This window comes from Pseudomonas sp. DTU12.3 (assembly GCF_004124275.1).
Lineage (GTDB): Bacteria > Pseudomonadota > Gammaproteobacteria > Pseudomonadales > Pseudomonadaceae > Aquipseudomonas > Aquipseudomonas helmanticensis.
This window is the reverse complement of record NZ_CP027218.1, coordinates 382,208-402,874: the sequence shown is the minus strand read 5'-3', so window position 1 is coordinate 402,874 and position 20,667 is coordinate 382,208. Positions and strand designations below refer to the sequence as shown.

The following is a 20,667-nucleotide window of genomic DNA, read 5'->3' as shown; positions in this document are numbered from 1 at the left end:
ATTTTTTAAAGTACGTCCAGACTGAATCGGCGCCCATGCCCTCAGGTCCATGGAAGTCAACTGAACGTGACACCCCGGAGAGTCTTCAATGAGCAGTGTTGTTGCCATCGTCAAAAGCATTGTTGGTCAGGTATTCGTGGTGTCCCCAGAGGGCGTACGCCGCGTACTCGTTGAAGGCGATCGCCTGTTTGTCGGCGACCAGATCGACACCGGGCTCTCCGGCGCCGTGTCGCTTGAATTGGCCGATGGCCGCACGCTCGATCTGGGCCGCGAAACCCAGTGGAGCGCCAACGCGCCAGACTCCAGCACTGACCTCGCTGAAGCCACTGCGCAGGCGGCGCCGTCGGTAGCAGAACTGCAGCAAGCCATCGCCGCCGGTGTCGACCCGACTACCGCGCTTGACGCCACGGCTGCCGGCCCGAGTGCCGCAGGTACTGGCGGTGCCGCCGGGGGTGGCCACAGCTTCGTGATGCTCGACGCCACCGCTGGCCGCGTCGACCCGACCATTGGCTTCCCGACCGCAGGCATCAACTCTGCCGGTCAGGCCGCGCAAAACATCACCGGTGGGCAGACCACCGACACCACCACTAACGCCCTGCGTGAGTCGACCCTGAGCCTCAGCGCCACGCCGACCATCACCGAAGCCGGCGGCGTGCTGGTGTATACCGCGACCCTGACCCAGGCGCCACTGACCGACCTGACCATCACCCTGTCCAACGGCGCGGTGATCGTGATTCCAGCCGGTTCCACCACCGGCACCGTCAATGTGCCGCTGGCGCCGAACGACACTGTTTATAACGACCCGACCCAAATCAACGTGACCGTCACCGGCACCACGGGCGGCAACGGCATCACCGTGACCCCGCCGACCGTTCCGGCGACGACGCAGGTCACCGACACCATCGACACCACCACTGTCACTTTGACGGCAGGGCCGAGTGTCATTGAAGGCGGGCAGATCACTTACACCGCGACCTTGACCAACCCGGCGCAGACGCCGGTGACCGTCACCCTGTCGAATGGCTCGACCATTACCATCGGCGCCGGCCAGACCACCGGCACCGTCAACGTGCCAACCCCGGCCAACGACGTCTATAACAACGGCAGCACCGTCACCACCACCATCACTGGTACCAGCGGCGGCAACTTCGAAAACCTGGTGCCGAACCCGACGCCAGCGGTGACCACCATCACCGACTCGATCGACACCACCAACCTGACCCTGACCGCCACCGGCACAGTAGTCGAGGGTGGCCAGATCACTTACACCGCGACGCTGACCAACCCGGCGCAAACCCCGGTGACCGTGACCCTGTCGAACGGTTCGACCATCACCATTGAAGCCGGCAAGACCAGCGGCAGCGTCAACGTGCCGACCGCAGCGAACGACGTCTACAACAATGGTGGAACCGTCAGCACCACGATTACCGGCGCCAGCGGCGGCAACTTCGAAAACCTGGTACCGAACACGACGCCAGCGACCACCACTGTTACCGATTCGATCGACACCACCAGCGTGAGCCTCACCGCTACCGGCACGGTCGTCGAAGGTGGCCAGATCACGTACACCGCGACCCTGACCAACCCGGCGCAAACGCCGGTGACGATCACCCTGTCGAACGGTTCGACCATCACCATTGAAGCCGGCAAAACCACGGGCTCGGTCAACGTGCCGACTGCGGCCAATGACGTCTACAACAATGGCAGCACCGTCAGCACGACGATTACCGGTACCAGCGGCGGCAACTTCGAAAACCTGGTGCCGAACACCACGCCGGCGACCACGACCATTACCGACTCGATCGACGATACCAACCTGTCGCTGACAGCGACCGGGACCGTGGCCGAAGGTGGTTCGATCGTTTACACGGCAACCCTGACCAATCCTGCCGGCACACCGGTAACCGTGACCCTGAGCAACGGCTCGGTGATCACCATCGATGCGGGCAAGACCACCGGCAGCGTGACCGTTGCGGCGCCTGCCGATGACGTCTACAAAGACGCCGGCAAAGTTGAAGTCACGATTAAGGATGCAACTGGCGGCAACTTCGAGAATCTCGTTCCGAGCACCGTCCCGGCCGTGACCGAAGTGACTGACACCATCGACACCTCGACCGTGAAGCTGACGGCTGACACCTCGGTTGCTGAAGGCGGCACCGTCACTTACACCGCCACCGTGGGCGCGCCGGTGACCGGCTCGCCAATCGTGGTGACCTTGGCCAACGGCCAGAGCATCACCATCGAAGTCGGCAAAACCACCGGCACCGTCACCAGCACCGCGCCGAATGACGCGCTGACCGGCAATGCACCGCTGACCAACTCGATCACTGGCGTTACCGGCGGTAATTACGAAGATCTGGTTGCCGACAAAACCCCGGTATCGACTACCGTGACTGACGTCACCGACAACACCAACCTGTCGCTGAGCGCGACCGGTTCTGTGGCTGAAGGCGGTCAGATCACTTACACCGCGACCCTGACCAACGCCGCAGGTTCGCCTGTCACCGTAACCCTGTCGAACGGTTCGGTGATCACCATCGAAGCCGGCAAAACCACCGGCACCGTGACCGTTGCGGCACCTGCCGATGACGTCTATAAGGACGCCGGCAAAGTCGAAGTGACCATCAAGGACGCCACTGGCGGTAACTTCGAGAACCTCGTTCCGAGCACCGTTCCAGCCGTCACCGACGTCACTGACACCATCGACACCTCGACGGTCAAACTGACCGCCTCCGAGACTGCCGCTGAAGGTGGCACCGTCACCTACACCGCGACTGTTGGCGCGCCAGTCACCGGTTCGCCTGTCGTCGTGACCTTGGCCAATGGTCAGAACATCACCATCGAAGTGGGTAAAACCACCGGCACTGTGACCACCACTGCACCGAATGATGCGTTGACCGGCCACGCGCCGATCACCAACGCGATCACTGGCGTAAGCGGCGGCAACTACGAAGACCTCGTTGCCGATAAAACCCCGGTCAGCACCACTGTCACCGACACCACTGACACCACCGATCTGACGCTGAGCGCGACAGGGACCGTGGCTGAAGGCGGCCAGATCACTTACACCGCGACCCTGACCAACGCTGCTGGCTCGCCAGTCACGGTGACCCTGTCGAACGGTTCGGTGATCACCATCGAGGCCGGTAAAACCACCGGCACCGTGACCGTCGCTGCACCGGCCGATGACGTCTACAAAGACGCCGGCAAAGTCGAAGTCACCATTAAAGATGCCACTGGCGGTAACTTCGAGAATCTGGTGCCAAGCACCGTTCCAGCCGTCACCGACGTCACTGACACCATCGACACCTCGACGGTCAAACTGACCGCCTCCGAGACTGCCGCTGAAGGTGGCACCGTTACTTACACCGCTACCGTGGGTGCGCCGGTCACCGGTTCGCCAGTTGTCGTGACTTTGGCTAATGGCCAGAACATCACCATCGAAGTGGGTAAAACCACAGGCACCGTGACCACTACCGCGCCAAACGATGCGCTGAACGGCCATGCGCCGCTGACCAACTCGATCACCGGCGTGACCGGCGGCAATTACGAGAATCTCGTCGCCGACAAGACGCCAGTCAGCACTACCGTGACTGACGTAACCGACACCACCAACCTGACCCTCAGCGCCACTGGCACTGTGGCTGAAGGCGGTTCGATCGTTTACACCGCGACCCTGACCAACCCGGCCGGCACCCCGGTGACCGTGACCTTGAGCAATGGCTCGGTGATCACCATCGAAGCCGGTAAAACCACCGGCACCGTCACCGTTGCAGCACCTGCCGATGACGTCTACAAAGACGCCGGCAAAGTCGAAGTGACCATCAAGGACGCTACCGGCGGCAACTTCGAGAACCTGGTACCAAGCACCGTTCCAGCGGTGACCGACGTCACTGACACCATCGACACCTCGACGGTGAAACTGACCGCCACCGAAACCGCTGCTGAAGGCGGCACCGTCACTTACACCGCGACTGTTGGTGCGCCAGTGACCGGCTCGCCAGTCGTCGTGACCTTGGCTAACGGTCAGAGCATCACCATCGAAGTCGGCAAAACCACCGGCACCGTGTCGACCACTGCACCGAACGACGTGCTCGCGGGCCATGCACCGCTGACCAACTCGATCACCAACGTCAGCGGCGGCAACTACGAAAACCTCGTGGCCGACAAAACCCCGGTCAGCACCACAGTGACCGACACTGTCGACACCACCACCGTTTCGCTGACCGCCACCGGCAACGTCAACGAAGGCGGTTCGATCGTCTACACCGCGACGCTGACCAACCCGGCCGGCACGCCGGTGACCGTGACCCTGAGCAACGGTTCGACCATCACCATCGACGCCGGCAAGACCACTGGCACCGTGACCGTCGCAGCACCGGCCGATGACGTCTACAAAGACGCCGGCAAAGTCGAAGTGACCATCAAGGGCACCGACGGCGGCAATTTCGAAAATCTGGTGGCCAATCCGACGCCAGCGGTGACCAACGTCGCCGACACCATCAACACCACGCACCTGACCCTCAGCGCTGAAAGCTATGTGCTCGAAGGCACGTCGATCACTTACACCGCGACCCTGACCAACGCCGCGCAAACGCCGGTGACCGTCAACCTGAGCAACGGCCAGACCATCACCATCGAGGCTGGCAAAACCAGTGGTTCGGTGACCATTGCCGCGCCGAGCGACGACGTCTACAAAGACGTCAGCAAGCTCACCGTGACCATGACCGATGCCACTGGCGGCAACTTCGAGAAACTCGATGTCAGCAAGACCCCGGTCAGCACCACCGTCAATGACACCATCGACAAAACCACGCTGACCCTCAGTGCCAGCGACACCGTCAGCGAAGGTGGCCAGATCACCTACACCGCGACCCTGAGCAATCCGGCCGGCACCGCCATGACCGTGACACTGGCCAACGGCGCGGTAATCAACATCGCTGCCGGTGCGACCAGCGGTTCGGTGAATTTCGCTGCACCTGCCAACACTCCGTACATCGACGGCGGCAAAGTTCAGACCGCAATCGCCAGCCACAGCGGCGGCAATTTCGAGCTGGTCGATGCCAACCGCTCGGCAGTGGTCACCACCGTCACCGACACGGTCGACACCACCAATATCAGCCTGAGCGCTACCGGTTCGGTCGCCGAGGGCGGCTCGATCGTCTACACCGCGACCTTGACCAACCCGGCCGGCACGGCCATGAGCGTGACCCTGAGCAACGGCGCGGTGATCAACATCGCCAAGGGCGCGACCACTGGCACCGCAACCGTCGCAGCACCAGGCGATGACGTGTACAAGGACGCCGGCAAGGTCGATGCGAGCATCACCAAGACCACGGGCGGCAACTTCGAGAACCTGGTGGTCGACAAGACCCCGGCCGTCACCGACGTTACCGACACCATCGACAACAGCACCGTTTCGCTGACGGCCACCGCCAGTACCACTGAAGGCGGCGTGGTGGTTTACACCGCGTCCGTGACCGCGCCGGTCACCGGCTCGCCGGTTGTGGTGACCCTGTCCAACGGGCAGACCATCACCATTGCGGTCGGCGCCAGCAGCGGCAGCGTCAACTTCACCGCACCGAACGATGCACTGGCCGGCGGCAACACGCTGAGCGTGAAAATCGACGGCACCAGCGGCGGCAACTACGAAAATCTCGTGGCCGATAAAACCCCGGCCGTGACGTCGGTGAGCGACACCATCGACACCACCAACCTGTCGCTGACCGCGACTGGCACTGTGGCCGAGGGCGGTTCGATTGTTTACACCGCAACCCTGACCAACCCGGCTGGCACGCCAGTGACCGTGACGTTGAGCAACGGTTCGGTCATCACTATCGAAGCGGGCAAGACCACGGGCAGCGTGACCGTTGCGGCGCCTGCCGATGACGTCTACAAGGACGCTGGCAAAGTCGAAGTCACGATCAAAGACGCCACTGGTGGCAATTTCGAGAACCTCGTTCCGAGCACCACGCCAGCGGTCACCAACGTTACCGACACCATCGACACTTCGACGGTCAAACTGACCGCCGACACCAGCGTGGCAGAAGGTGGCACCGTTACTTACACCGCGACCGTCGGCGCGCCGGTGACCGGCTCGCCAGTCGTCGTGACCCTGGCCAACGGCCAGAGCATCACCATCGAAGTCGGCAAGACCACCGGCACCGTGACCGCCACCGCGCCGAATGACGCGTTGAACGGTCAGGCATCACTGAGCAACTCGATCACTGGCGTCAGCGGCGGCAACTACGAGAACCTCGTGGCCGACAAGACACCGGTTTCGACCGGCGTCACTGATACCGTCGACACCACCAACCTGTCCCTCAGCGCCACCAACTCGGTCGCCGAGGGCGGTTCGATCATCTACACCGCAACCCTGACCAATCCGGCCGGAACGCCGGTGACCGTAACCCTGAGCAACGGCTCGGTGATCACCATTGAAGCGGGCAAGACCACCGGCACCGTCACCGTTGCGGCGCCTGCCGATGACGTCTACAAAGACGCTGGCAAGGTCGAGGTGACGATCAAGGACGCTACGGGCGGCAATTTCGAGAGCCTGGTGCCAAGCACCGTTCCAGCCGTAACGGAAGTCACTGACACCATCGACACCACCACCGTGAAGCTGACCGCTACCGAGTCGGCTGCCGAGGGTGGCACCGTCACCTATACCGCCACTGTCGGCGCGCCGGTCACCGGCTCTCCGGTCGTCGTGACCCTGGCCAACGGCCAGAACATCACCATCGAAGTCGGCAAAACCACCGGCACTGTGACTGCCACTGCACCGAACGACGCGTTGACCGGCCATGCGCCGATCAGCAATGCGATTACCGGCGTCAGCGGCGGCAACTACGAAAACCTCGTGGCCGACAAGACGCCGGTTTCGACCACCGTCACCGATACCGTCGACACCACCAACCTGTCGCTGACCGCGACTGGCACTGTGGCCGAGGGCGGTTCGATCGTTTACACCGCAACGCTGACCAACCCGGCCGGCACGCCCGTGACCGTAACCCTGTCGAACGGCGCGGTGATCACCATCGAGGCCGGCAAGACCACCGGCACCGTGACCGTCGCAGCGCCAGCCGATGACGTCTACAAAGACGCCGGCAAAGTCGAAGTGACCATCAAGGACACGACTGGCGGCAACTTCGAGAACCTCGTTCCGAGCACCACGCCTGCGGTCACTGATGTCACTGACACCATCGACACCTCGACGGTCAAACTGACCGCCACCGAATCTGCCGCTGAAGGTGGCACCGTCACCTACACCGCGACTGTCGGCGCGCCAGTCACCGGTTCGCCGGTCGTCGTGACCCTGGCCAACGGTCAGAACATCACCATCGAAGTGGGTAAAACCACAGGCACCGTGACCACCAGCGCGCCAAACGATGCGTTGACCGGGCATGCACCGCTGACCAACTCTATCACTGCTGTAACCGGTGGCAACTACGAGAACCTCGTCGCCGATAAAACCCCGGTCAGCACCACCGTGACCGATACCGTCGACACCACCAATCTGTCGCTGAGCGCGACCGGCTCGGTGAACGAAGGCGGCCAGATCACCTACACCGCGACGCTGACCAACGTTGCTGGTTCGCCAGTTACTGTGACCCTGAGCAACGGCGCGGTGATCACCATCGAGGCGGGGAAAACCACCGGCACCGTGACCGTCGACGCACCGAAAGACGACGTCTACAAAGACGCCGGCACCGTTGAAGCGACCATCAAGGGCGCGACCGGTGGCGATTTCGAAAGCCTCGTCACCAACACAGCGCCGGCCGTCACTACCGTCAATGACACCATCGACACCTCCACCGTGTCGCTGACCGCCACCGCCAACGTCGCCGAAGGCGAAACCGTGGTCTACACCGCGACCGTCACTGCGCCAGTGACCGGCGCGCCGGTTGTCGTGACCCTGTCCAACGGCCAGACCATCACCATCGCCGTCGGCGAAACCAGCGGCAGCATAAACTTCGTTGCGCCGAACAGCCCATTGGCCGGCGGCAGCTCGCTGAGCGTGACCATCGATGGCGCCACCGGCGGCAACTACGAAAAACTCGCGGTCGACGGTAAGTCCGCCGATACCGCCGTGTCGGACACCAACGACACCACCAACCTGAACCTGACCGCGACCGAGTCGGTGGCTGAAGGCGGTTCGATCGTTTACACCGCGACCCTGACCAACCCGGCCGGCACGCCGGTGACCGTGACCCTGTCGAACGGCGCGGTGATCACCATCGAGGCGGGCAAGACCACCGGCACCGTGACCGTTGCGGCGCCTGCCGATGACGTCTACAAGGACGCCGGCAAAGTCGAAGCGACCATTGCGACCGCTACCGGTGGCAATTTCGAGAACCTGGTGCCGAGCACCGTTCCAGCCGTGACCAACGTCACCGACACCATCGACACCACCACCGTCAAACTCACCGCGACCGAGTCGGCGGCTGAGGGTGGCACTGTTACTTACACCGCGACGGTGGGCGCACCGGTGACCGGTTCTCCGGTAACCGTGACCTTGGCCAACGGCCAGAACATCACCATCGAAGTCGGCAAAACCACCGGCACCGTGACCACCACTGCTCCGAACGACGCGTTGACCGGCCATGCGCCGATCAGCAATGCGATTACCGGCGTCAGCGGCGGCAATTACGAGAACCTGGTAGCGGACAAGACCCCGGTTTCGACCAACGTCAGCGACACCGTCGACACCACCAATCTGTCGCTGACCGCGACCGGCTCCGTGGCCGAAGGTGGCTCGATTGTTTACACCGCGACCCTGACCAACCCGGCCGGCACGCCGGTGACCGTGACCCTGAGCAATGGCTCGGTGATCACCATCGAAGCTGGCAAAACCACCGGCACCGTGACCGTCGCAGCCCCTGCCGACGACGTCTACAAAGACGCCGGCAAAGTCGAAGTGACGATCAAGGACGCCACGGGCGGCAACTTCGAGAACCTCGTTCCGAGCACCACGCCTGCGGTCACTGACGTCACTGACACCATCGATACCTCGACGGTCAAACTGACCGCCACCGAATCTGCCGCTGAAGGCGGCACGGTCACCTACACCGCGACTGTCGGCGCACCAGTGACCGGTTCGCCAGTTGTGGTGACCTTGGCCAACGGCCAGAACATCACCATCGAAGTCGGCAAAACCACCGGCACAGTGACCTCCACTGCACCGAACGACGCGTTGACCGGGCATGCGCCACTGACCAACGCCATCACTGGCGTCAGCGGCGGTAACTACGAAAACCTCGTCGCCGATAAAACCCCGGTCAGCACCAACGTGACCGACACCGTCGACACCACCAACCTGTCGCTGACCGCGACCGGTTCCGTGGCCGAAGGTGGCTCGATCATCTACACCGCGACCCTGACCAATGCCGCTGGCTCGCCAGTCACCGTGACGTTGAGCAACGGCGCGGTGATCACCATCGAAGCCGGCAAAACCACCGGCACCGTGTCTGTTCCAGCGCCCGCCGATGACGTCTATAAGGACGCGGGCAAAGTCCAGGCAACGATTTCGACCGCGATCGGCGGCAACTTCGAAAGCCTGGTGCCGAGCACTGTTCCTGCGGTCACGCAGGTCACCGATACCATCGACACTTCGACTGTCAAACTGACGGCCGACACTTCGGTCGCTGAAGGTGGCACGGTCACCTACACCGCGACTGTTGGCGCGCCAGTCACCGGTTCGCCGGTCACTGTGACCCTGGCCAACGGCCAGAACATCACCATCGAAGTCGGCAAAACCACCGGCACCGTAACCTTCACCGCACCAAACGATACGTTGACCGGTCACGCGCCTGTGACCAACTCGATCACCGGCGTCACTGGCGGCAACTACGAAAACCTCGTGGCCGACAAGACAACGGTTTCGACCAGCGTCACTGATACCGTCGACACCACCAACCTGACGCTGTCGGCAACTGGCACCGTCGCCGAAGGTGGCCAGATCACCTACACCGCGACCCTGACCAACGCCGCTGGCTCGCCAGTCACCGTGACCCTGTCGAATGGCGCAGTGATCACCATCGAGGCCGGCAAAACCACGGGCACTGTGACCGTCGCGGCCCCGGCTGACGACGTCTACAAAGACGCCGGTAACGTCCAGGCAACGATCAAGACCGCCACCGGTGGCAGCTTCGAGAACCTGGTGCCAAGCACGACTCCGGCCGTGACCAGCGTCACCGATACCATCGACACCACCACCGTCAAACTCACTGCGACCACCACCGCAGCCGAGGGTGGTACCGTCACTTACACCGCGAATGTTGGTGCGCCAGTGACCGGTTCGCCAGTCGTCGTGACACTGTCGAACGGTCAGAACATCACCATCGAAGTGGGTAAAACCACCGGCACGGTCACTACCACCGCGCCAAACGACGTGTTGACGGGTCATGCTCCGCTGACCAACTCGATCACTGGCGTGACCGGTGGCAACTACGAAAATCTGGTTGCCGATAAAACGCCGGTTTCGACTACCGTGACCGACACCATCGACACCACCAACCTGTCGCTGTCCGCGACCGGCACCGTGGCCGAAGGTGGCCAGATCACTTACACCGCGACCCTGACCAATGCCGCTGGCTCGCCAGTCACCGTGACCTTGTCGAACGGTGCAGTGATCACCATCGAAGCCGGTAAAACCACTGGCACCGTAACCGTCGCCGCTCCGGCCGATGACGTTTACAAAGACGCCGGCAAAGTCGAAGCAACCATTTCGACTGCTACTGGCGGCAACTTCGAGAACCTGGTGCCGAGCACTGTTCCGGCTGTCACTCAAGTCACTGACACCATCGACACCACGACCGTCAAACTGACCGCCACCGAATCGGCTGCTGAAGGTGGCACCGTCACTTACACCGCGACTGTCGGCGCACCAGTGACCGGTTCACCGGTCGTTGTGACACTGTCGAACGGTCAGAACATCACCATCGAAGTCGGCAAAACAACCGGCACCGTGACCACCATCGCACCGAACGATGCACTGACCGGTCATGCACCGATCAGCAACGCGATCACTGGCGTCACTGGTGGCAACTACGAAAACCTCGTGGCCGACAAGACACCGGTTTCGACCAGCGTCACTGATACCGTCGACACCACCAACCTGACGCTGTCGGCAACTGGCACCGTCGCCGAAGGTGGCCAGATCACCTACACCGCGACCCTGACAAACGCCGCTGGCTCGCCAGTCACCGTGACCCTGTCGAATGGCGCAGTGATCACCATCGAGGCCGGCAAAACCACGGGCACCGCGACCGTTGCAGCGCCAGCCGACGACGTCTACAAAGATGCCGGCCCTGTGCAGGCAACGATCAGCACCGCCACCGGTGGCAACTTCGAGAACCTGGTGCCGAGCACTGTTCCGGCTGTCACTCAAGTCACTGACACCATCGACACCACGACCGTCAAACTGACCGCCACCGAATCGGCTGCTGAAGGTGGCACCGTCACTTACACCGCGACTGTCGGCGCACCAGTGACCGGTTCACCGGTCGTTGTGACACTGTCGAACGGTCAGAACATCACCATCGAAGTCGGCAAAACAACCGGCACCGTGACCACCATCGCACCGAACGATGCACTGACCGGTCATGCACCGATCAGCAACGCGATCACTGGCGTCACTGGTGGCAACTACGAAAACCTCGTGGCCGACAAGACACCGGTTTCGACCAGCGTCACTGATACCGTCGACACCACCAACCTGACGCTGTCGGCAACTGGCACCGTCGCCGAAGGTGGCCAGATCACCTACACCGCGACCCTGACAAACGCCGCTGGCTCGCCAGTCACCGTGACCCTGTCGAATGGCGCAGTGATCACCATCGAGGCCGGCAAAACCACGGGCACTGTGACCGTCGCGGCCCCGGCTGACGACGTCTACAAAGACGCCGGTAACGTCCAGGCAACGATCAAGACCGCCACCGGTGGCAGCTTCGAGAACCTGGTGCCAAGCACGACTCCGGCCGTGACCAGCGTCACCGATACCATCGACACCACCACCGTCAAACTCACTGCGACCACCACCGCAGCCGAGGGTGGTACCGTCACTTACACCGCGAATGTTGGTGCGCCAGTGACCGGTTCGCCAGTCGTCGTGACACTGTCGAACGGTCAGAACATCACCATCGAAGTGGGTAAAACCACCGGCACGGTCACTACCACCGCGCCAAACGACGTGTTGACGGGTCATGCTCCGCTGACCAACTCGATCACTGGCGTGACCGGTGGCAACTACGAAAATCTGGTTGCCGATAAAACGCCGGTTTCGACTACCGTGACCGACACCATCGACACCACCAACCTGTCGCTGTCCGCGACCGGCACCGTGGCCGAAGGTGGCCAGATCACTTACACCGCGACCCTGACCAATGCCGCTGGCTCGCCAGTCACCGTGACCTTGTCGAACGGTGCAGTGATCACCATCGAAGCCGGTAAAACCACTGGCACCGTAACCGTCGCCGCTCCGGCCGATGACGTTTACAAAGACGCCGGCAAAGTCGAAGCAACCATTTCGACTGCTACTGGCGGCAACTTCGAGAACCTGGTGCCGAGCACTGTTCCGGCTGTCACTCAAGTCACTGACACCATCGACACCACGACCGTCAAACTGACCGCCACCGAATCGGCTGCTGAAGGTGGCACCGTCACTTACACCGCGACTGTCGGCGCACCAGTGACCGGTTCACCGGTCGTTGTGACACTGTCGAACGGTCAGAACATCACCATCGAAGTCGGCAAAACAACCGGCACCGTGACCACCATCGCACCGAACGATGCACTGACCGGTCATGCACCGATCAGCAACGCGATCACTGGCGTCACTGGTGGCAACTACGAAAACCTCGTGGCCGACAAGACACCGGTTTCGACCAGCGTCACTGATACCGTCGACACCACCAACCTGACGCTGTCGGCAACTGGCACCGTCGCCGAAGGTGGCCAGATCACCTACACCGCGACCCTGACAAACGCCGCTGGCTCGCCAGTCACCGTGACCCTGTCGAATGGCGCAGTGATCACCATCGAGGCCGGCAAAACCACGGGCACCGCGACCGTTGCAGCGCCAGCCGACGACGTCTACAAAGATGCCGGCCCTGTGCAGGCAACGATCAGCACCGCCACCGGTGGCAACTTCGAGAACCTGGTGCCGAGCACTGTTCCGGCTGTCACTCAAGTCACTGACACCATCGACACCACGACCGTCAAACTGACCGCCACCGAATCGGCTGCTGAAGGTGGCACCGTCACTTACACCGCGACTGTCGGCGCACCAGTGACCGGTTCACCGGTCGTTGTGACACTGTCGAACGGTCAGAACATCACCATCGAAGTCGGCAAAACAACCGGCACCGTGACCACCATCGCACCGAACGATGCACTGACCGGTCATGCACCGATCAGCAACGCGATCACTGGCGTCACTGGTGGCAACTACGAAAACCTCGTGGCCGACAAGACACCGGTTTCGACCAGCGTCACTGATACCGTCGACACCACCAACCTGACGCTGTCGGCAACTGGCACCGTCGCCGAAGGTGGCCAGATCACCTACACCGCGACCCTGACAAACGCCGCTGGCTCGCCAGTCACCGTGACCCTGTCGAATGGCGCAGTGATCACCATCGAGGCCGGCAAAACCACGGGCACTGTGACCGTCGCGGCCCCGGCTGACGACGTCTACAAAGACGCCGGTAACGTCCAGGCAACGATCAAGACCGCCACCGGTGGCAGCTTCGAGAACCTGGTGCCAAGCACGACTCCGGCCGTGACCAGCGTCACCGATACCATCGACACCACCACCGTCAAACTCACTGCGACCACCACCGCAGCCGAGGGTGGTACCGTCACTTACACCGCGAATGTTGGTGCGCCAGTGACCGGTTCGCCAGTCGTCGTGACACTGTCGAACGGTCAGAACATCACCATCGAAGTGGGTAAAACCACCGGCACGGTCACTACCACCGCGCCAAACGACGTGTTGACGGGTCATGCTCCGCTGACCAACTCGATCACTGGCGTGACCGGTGGCAACTACGAAAATCTGGTTGCCGATAAAACGCCGGTTTCGACTACCGTGACCGACACCATCGACACCACCAACCTGTCGCTGTCCGCGACCGGCACCGTGGCCGAAGGTGGCCAGATCACTTACACCGCGACCCTGACCAATGCCGCTGGCTCGCCAGTCACCGTGACCTTGTCGAACGGTGCAGTGATCACCATCGAAGCCGGTAAAACCACTGGCACCGTAACCGTCGCCGCTCCGGCCGATGACGTTTACAAAGACGCCGGCAAAGTCGAAGCAACCATTTCGACTGCTACTGGCGGCAACTTCGAGAACCTGGTGCCGAGCACTGTTCCGGCTGTCACTCAAGTCACTGACACCATCGACACCACGACCGTCAAACTGACCGCCACCGAATCGGCTGCTGAAGGTGGCACCGTCACTTACACCGCGACTGTCGGCGCACCAGTGACCGGTTCACCGGTCGTTGTGACACTGTCGAACGGTCAGAACATCACCATCGAAGTCGGCAAAACAACCGGCACCGTGACCACCATCGCACCGAACGATGCACTGACCGGTCATGCACCGATCAGCAACGCGATCACTGGCGTCACTGGTGGCAACTACGAAAACCTCGTGGCCGACAAGACACCGGTTTCGACCAGCGTCACTGATACCGTCGACACCACCAACCTGACGCTGTCGGCAACTGGCACCGTCGCCGAAGGTGGCCAGATCACCTACACCGCGACCCTGACAAACGCCGCTGGCTCGCCAGTCACCGTGACCCTGTCGAATGGCGCAGTGATCACCATCGAGGCCGGCAAAACCACGGGCACCGCGACCGTTGCAGCGCCAGCCGACGACGTCTACAAAGATGCCGGCCCTGTGCAGGCAACGATCAGCACCGCCACCGGTGGCAACTTCGAGAACCTGGTGCCGAGCACTGTTCCGGCTGTCACTCAAGTCACTGACACCATCGACACCACGACCGTCAAACTGACCGCCACCGAATCGGCTGCTGAAGGTGGCACCGTCACTTACACCGCGACTGTCGGCGCACCAGTGACCGGTTCACCGGTCGTTGTGACACTGTCGAACGGTCAGAACATCACCATCGAAGTCGGCAAAACAACCGGCACCGTGACCACCATCGCACCGAACGATGCACTGACCGGTCATGCACCGATCAGCAACGCGATCACTGGCGTCACTGGTGGCAACTACGAAAACCTCGTGGCCGACAAGACCCCGGTCAGCACCACGGTGACCGACACCATCGACACCACCAACCTGTCGCTCTCTGCGACCGGGACCGTGGCCGAAGGTGGCCAGATCACTTACACCGCGACCCTGACCAACGCCGCCGGCTCGCCAGTCACCGTGACCCTGAGCAACGGCGCCGTCATCACCATCGATGCAGGCAAAACTACCGGCACCGTGACCGTTGCAGCGCCAGCCGACGACGTTTACAAAGACGCCGGCAACGTTCAAGCAACAATCAAGACCGCCACCGGCGGCAGCTTCGAAAGCCTGGTGACCAGCACTGCGCCAGCCATCACCAGCGTCACCGACACCATCGATACCACGACGGTGAAACTGACCGCGACAGGCACGGCGGCTGAAGGCGGTAACGTCGTCTACACAGCGACTGTCGGTGCCCCGGTGACCGGCTCGCCGGTCGTCGTGACACTGTCGAACGGTCAGACCATCACCATCGGTGTTGGCCAGACCACCGGCACCGCGACCACCACGGCGCCAAACGACGCATTGACCGGCCACGCTCCGTTGACCAATGCCATCACCAACGTCAGCGGCGGCAACTACGAGAATCTCGTCGCCGACAAGACGCCGGTCAGCACTACCGTCACCGATACCATCGACACCACTAATCTGACGCTCAGCGCGACAGGCACCGTGGCCGAAGGTGGCCAGATCACTTACACCGCGACCCTGACCAACGCCGCCGGCTCGCCAGTGACCGTGACGTTGAGCAATGGTGCGGTAATCACCATCGACGCCGGCAAAACCACTGGCACCGTGACCGTTGCAGCTCCGGCCGACGACGTCTACAAAGACGCCGGCAATGTGCAAGCCACGATTAAAACCGCCACCGGTGGCAGTTTCGAAAATCTGGTGACCAGCACAACGCCTGCCGTGACCAGCGTCACCGACACGATCGACACCACCACGGTGAAATTGACCGCAACCGGCACCGCAGCTGAAGGCGGTAACGTCGTCTACACCGCCACTGTCGGTGCAGCTGTGACCGGCGCGCCGGTTGTCGTGACCCTGTCGAACGGTCAGACCATCACCATCGACATCGGCAAAACCACTGGCACCGTGACCAGCATCGCACCGAACGATGCGCTGACTGGCCACGCACCACTGACCAACGCGATCACCAACGTCAGCGGCGGTAACTACGAAAACCTGGTCGCCGACAAAACCCCGGTCAGCACTACCGTGACCGACACCGTCGACACCACCAACCTGTCGCTCTCTGCGACCGGGACCGTGGCCGAAGGTGGCCAGATCACTTACACCGCGACCCTGACCAACGCCGCCGGCTCGCCAGTGACCGTGACCCTGAGCAACGGCTCGGTGATCACCATCGAAGCGGGCAAAACCACCGGCACCGTCACGGTTGCGGCACCGGCTGACGACGTCTACAAAGACGCCGGCACTGTTCAAGCCACGATCAGCAACGCAACGGGCGGCAGCTTCGAAAACCTGGTGACCAGCAACACACCAGCCGTGACCAACGTCACCGACACCATCGACACCACCACTGTCAGCATCACCGGCAGCACCTCGGTGACCGAAGGCCAGACCGCCAGCTACACCGTCAGCCTGAACCACCCGGCGCAAACCGAAGTGACCCTGAAAATCGTCTACAGCGGCACCGCCGCCGACGGTTCGGACTTCACCGGTGTGTACACCGTGAAGATCCCGGCAGGTGCGAGCAGTGCGCAGTTCAACGTCGCCACCATCGATGACAAGATCACCGAAGGTACCGAGAACTTCGTGGTCAAGATCGATTCGGCCACCGGCGGCAACTTTGAGAATCTCGCGGTCAGCGCCACCAACGGCAGCGTCAGCACCTCGATCATCGACAACGACGCACCGCCGGTCATCGACCTCGACGCTAACAACTCCAGCGGCGCCACCGGTGCCGACTACAAGGTGACTTTCACCGAAAACACTCCGGGCGCAGGCGTGTCGATTGCCGACACCGATATCAAGATCACCGACCCGGACAGCACCATGCTGACCGGCGCCACTGTAGTGCTGACCAACCGTCAGGACGGCGATGCGCTGAACCTGGGCAACAGCGTCAACGGCATCACCATCAATGCCAACAGCACCAACGGCACCGTGACCCTGACCTTGTCGGGCAACGCGACGCTGGCCGACTACATGCAGGCGATCAAGAACATCAGCTTCACCAACAGCAGTGAAGACCCGAGCACCGTGCCGCGGATCATCACCGTGACCGTGACCGACGGCGGCAATTACTCGAACACCGCGACCACCACGGTCAACGTGGTGGCGATCAACGATGCGCCGATCGCCGCACCGGTCAACGTCACCGGCACTGAAGACACGCCGCTGATCCTCGGCTGGTCGACCTTCGGTGTGACGGATGTCGACAGCCCGGCGAGCAGCCTCGGGGTGAAAATCACCCAGCTGCCGGGCGAAGGCAAACTGCAGTATCTGGACGGTTCGACCTGGAAAGACGTCGCCAACAACCAGACCTTCAGCAAAGCCGATATCGACGCCGGCAAGCTGCGCTTCCTGCCGGATACCAACGAATCGGGTGTGAACGGTTACGGCGGCACTGGTCTGGGCAACAATCAGGCGGACTACGCGCAGATCAAGTTCCAGCCAACCGACGGCCAATTGCTCGGCAACACCGGCACGGTGAAAATCGACATCACGCCAGTCGCGGATGCGCCGACCGTCAGCATCGCCGACAACAGCGTGAAGTCCACCGGGCTGATCAAGGAAGTCTGGACCGGTCTGTCGGGCCTTGGCACCGACGGCAGCGGTGCGAATTCGACCACCCTGAAAAACGTCATCGACGGTGCGGGCACACCGAACACCAGCACCAACGTCAACAACGTGCAGTCCGACGGCAGCGTGACCGCCGGCACCGCGTCGAAGACTTCCGGCCTGATCTATCTGGAAGCCGGCAAGACCTACACTTTCAGTGGTGTCGGCGATGACAGCCTGCTGGTGACCATTGGCGGCAAGAGCGTGGCCTCGACCACGTGGGGCGCGGGCGGCAACCTCAACGGTTCGTTCACCCCGACCACCAGCGGCTACTACACCCTGGACATCTACCACCACAACCAGAGCGGCCCGGGCAGCTACGACGTCAACCTGTCGGTCAACGGCAGCACGCCGATCGACCTGAGCAGCACTGGCGTGCCGATCTACACCGGCGTGCAGGATCTGGTGAACTCCGGCGTGACCGTTTCCGATCTGCACGGCACCAATGGCGAAGGCTATTACGACGGCTACAAACTCAACACCGGCGCCGAAGGCACCACCGTCAAGCTGTCGGCGATCACTACCGCACTGACCGACACCGACGGTTCGGAAACCCTGAGCGTGAAGATCAGCGGCGCGCCGGTCGGTTCGGTGCTCAGCGATGGCGCCGGCCATAGCTTCACCGTCACCGCCACCAGCGGCGATGCCAACGTCACCGGCTGGAGCCTCGGCAGCCTGACCGTGACGCCGCCGCCGTACTACAACGGCCAGTTCAACCTGACTGTGACTTCGACCTCCACCGAGCAGGTCGGCGGTTCGGCGAGCAGTACCGCGACCATTCCGGTCAGCGTGGTGCCGGCGGTTTACAACGCGATCGTGGCAACCTCGGCTGACGACACCGTCACTGGCACCGATGGCAACGACATCATCGTCGCCGACATCGGTGGTCTGACGGTGGTCCCGGGCACCAACTACAACATTGCCTTCATGGTCGACAGCTCCGGCAGTATGAGCAGCTCCTCGATCAACTCGGCCAAGGACTCGCTGACAGCGGTGTTCAACACCCTCAAGCAGAGCCTGGGCGGCAGCAACTCGGGCACGGTGAACATCTTCCTGGTGGACTTCGATACCCAGGTCAACAAGTCGGTGTCGGTGAATCTCAACGACCCGAACGCGCTGACCCTGCTCAAATCCGTACTCGACTCGATGAGTTCCGGTGGCGGCACCAACTACGAGGACGTGTTCAAGACCACGGCCAACTGGTTCCAGAGCGCCGACGCTGTGGCCAACACCGGGGCGAAGAACCTCACGTACTTCATCACCGACGGCCAGCCGACCTACTACCAGAGCGGCGAGCAGACCAACCCGACGCTGTACGGCAGCGTGAAGTTCGACAGCGTGGTGACGACCAGCAATTACAAGCTGGGCGATACGTTCGCCACTTACATCGACAACACGCACTACCTGACCATCAGTGCCGCCGGTGCTGCTGTTCTGCAGACGTATAAAAACGGCAGCTGGAACTGGAGCAGTCTGGGTACCGTTCACGCTCAGGGCGACGGCACTTACGAGCTGTCGAGCCTGGCAGGCAGCGGTAGCAGCACCACCTCGACCACCACCGACAACTCGACCAGCAGCTTCGCGCTTCTGAGCGGTCTGTCGAACGTCGAGGCCATCGGTCTCAACAGCGGTGTCAGCCTCAACGATCTGAAGCCGTACGATTCGGATAAAACCCCGCAGACGAACATCGATCCGAAGGATCTGGCCAACTCGATCATCGGTCACACCGAAGCGACGCTGCCGGGTAACGACACCGTCAGCGGTGGCGACGGCAACGACATCCTGTTCGGCGATCTGGTCAGCTTCAACGGCATCGCCGGCGAGGGTTATCAGGCGATGCAGGCGTTCGTTGCGCAGCAGACCGGTGTCGACGTCAGCAAAGTCACCACCAGCAACGTGCACCAGTACATCACCGAGCACTATCAGGCGTTCGATGTGTCGGGCGCGCATGACGGTAACGACACGCTGCTCGGCGGCGCGGGCAATGACATCCTCTTCGGCTCGGGCGGCAACGACCTGCTCGACGGCGGCAAAGGCAATGACATCCTGCTCGGCGGTACCGGTAACGACACGCTGATCGGCGGTCAAGGCAACGACATCCTCATCGGTGGTTCCGGCGCCGACACGTTCGTCTGGAAATCCGGAGACACCGGCAACGACGTGATCAAGGACTTCAAGGCCAGCGAAGGTGACCGCATCGATCTGCGCGATCTGTTGCAGGGCGAGACCGGCAGCACCATCGACAACTTCCTGAAGATCACTACGGTCGATGGCACCTCGTCGCTGCAAGTCAGCTCGGCGGGCAAGTTCAACTCGGCCGACGCCGCTGCGGCCACCCCGGACGTGACGATCAAACTGGAAGGCAACAACTGGTCGAGCGCCAACATTCACAACCTGATTGCCGGTAGCGACCCGACCATCAAGGTCGACCACAACAACAGCTGATGCGTGAGCAAAACGGCCGCCCTCATGGGGCGGCCGTCACGTTTGTTGCCACCGTAACGGTGACGATTGCGTCGCCGCACCGCATACTCGCGCGCAGTTGGCTATGCTGCTGACAGCATGACGCTGGTTCATTTCTGAGGGAT

1 protein-coding gene is annotated in these 20,667 nt (G+C 62.1%); it reads left to right on the top strand.

The genetic code is table 11. The features are described 5' to 3' along the window. Positions 1-88 precede the first annotated feature (88 nt). The gene (locus C2E19_RS01775) at positions 89-20,524 is read left to right on the top strand and encodes an immunoglobulin-like domain-containing protein (protein WP_129387278.1); all 20,436 of its coding nucleotides are present in this window, start codon (positions 89-91) and stop codon (positions 20,522-20,524) included. The last annotated feature ends 143 nt before the right edge of the window (positions 20,525-20,667 follow it).

What these genes read in the sequence shown, in the direction of transcription:
- C2E19_RS01775 (WP_129387278.1), top strand. Translation starts at nt 89, where the DNA reads ATGAGCAGTGTTGTTGCCATCGTCAAAAGCATTGTTGGTCAGGTATTC.